Raw genomic sequence first — 1,549 nt, forward strand, 5'->3', positions numbered from 1 at the left:
TATCCGACGGTCTTTCAGTTGGTATGGACTTTATCGCTTTGCATACCTCGCAGGGGCGGAAGGTGATATTCGTCGGAAACGGTGGGAGTGCAGCTATTGCGAGTCATCTGGCGGTGGACTACTGGAAAAATGGTGGGATGCGGGCGGTCGCCTTTAACGATTCATCGCTCTTAACCTGCATCAGCAACGACTTTGGATACCCGCATGTATTTGCAAAGCCTGTAGAGATGTTTTGCGACCCCGGGGATATCTTGGTGGCGATTAGCAGCTCTGGCTGCTCGGAAAATATCCTCTTGGCTGTCAATGCAGCGAAGGAGATAGGCTGTAAAGTGATTACCATGTCTGGGTTTTCTGGTGACAACCCGCTCCGCTTGACCGGAGATCTGAATTTTTACGTTCCTTCCGACTCCTACGGCCATGTTGAAATCGTCCATCTGGCCCTTTGCCACTCTATCCTGGATGCGATTATCAGTCGTCAAGGCCGCAAATAGTGTCAAAGACCCTAAATCAAATGATCCCTCTTGTTGATCTCAAGAGACAAACGAGGCAACTGGGGGGGGAGATTCAGCGTGCCATTGCTGAAGTGCTCGCCGACTGCAACTTTGTAAAGGGAAAATGGATCGAACAATTCGAAGAGTCCTTTGCACGATACTGTGGCGTCACTCATGCTAGTGCAGTCTCCTCGGGTACCGCAGCCTTGCAGTTGGCATTATTGGCGGCTGGCGTGGGGAAGGGGGATGAAGTCATCACCAGCCCCTACACATTTATTGCAACGGCTGAGGCCATCACCTGCGTGGGGGCGAGGCCGGTCTTTGTGGATATCCTGCCTGGCCCTTTCACCATCGATCCCCAAAGGATCGAAAAAGTCATCACCGAGAGGACCAGGGCGATTATTCCCGTAGATCTGTTCGGGCAGCCCGCGAACCTCGACTCGCTAGGTCAAATCGCCCAGGTCCATCACCTGACGGTGATCGAAGATGCCTGCCAGGCGACTGGGGCTGAGTACAAGGGATGTCGGATCGGCAGCGTGAGTCACCTGACCTGCTGCAGCTTTTACCCTTCCAAAAACCTCGGCGCACTGGGGGATGCTGGGGCGGTCGTGACCAAAGACCTCAAGGCGGCTGAGCAGATCCGGATGCTTAGGGACCATGGACAGACCGGGCCGTACATCCATGAAAGAGAGGGATTCAACGCTCGAATGGACTCGATACAAGCCGCAGTGCTTCTGGTGAAACTCCAATACGTCGATGAATGGAATGCAAGGAGAAGAAAGCACGCGCGGCAATACGACGAGTTGTTAAGTGACATCGAGTCGGTGACCACACCACCGATCCTACAAGATGCCATCCCGGTATATGCACATTACACGATCCGTGCCAGGGAGCGAGATCGACTTCAGGTATACCTCCGTCAACGGGGAATCGGTACCGGAGTGTATTATCCCGTTCCGCTTCACCTGCAGCCAGCCTATCAGTACCTCGGGTATAAAGAGCACGATTTCCCTGTGGCGGAGGCGGCAGCCCGGGAGGTACTTTCACTCCCGATGTAC

Annotated in this window: 2 protein-coding genes; both read left to right on the plus strand. The window is 54.1% G+C overall.

What is annotated here, in order from left to right:
- Positions 1-491, plus strand: a 491-nt coding sequence (locus tag V6D20_17595) for an SIS domain-containing protein (GenBank protein HEY9817597.1), incomplete at its 5' end; no start/stop codon positions are given.
- Positions 491-1,549: DegT/DnrJ/EryC1/StrS family aminotransferase (locus V6D20_17600; GenBank protein HEY9817598.1), on the plus strand; the 1,059-nt coding region annotated here is incomplete at its 3' end. The genes V6D20_17595 and V6D20_17600, both read left to right, overlap by 1 nt.

It is taken from the genome of Candidatus Obscuribacterales bacterium (genome assembly GCA_036703605.1).
GTDB lineage: Bacteria > Cyanobacteriota > Cyanobacteriia > RECH01 > RECH01 > RECH01.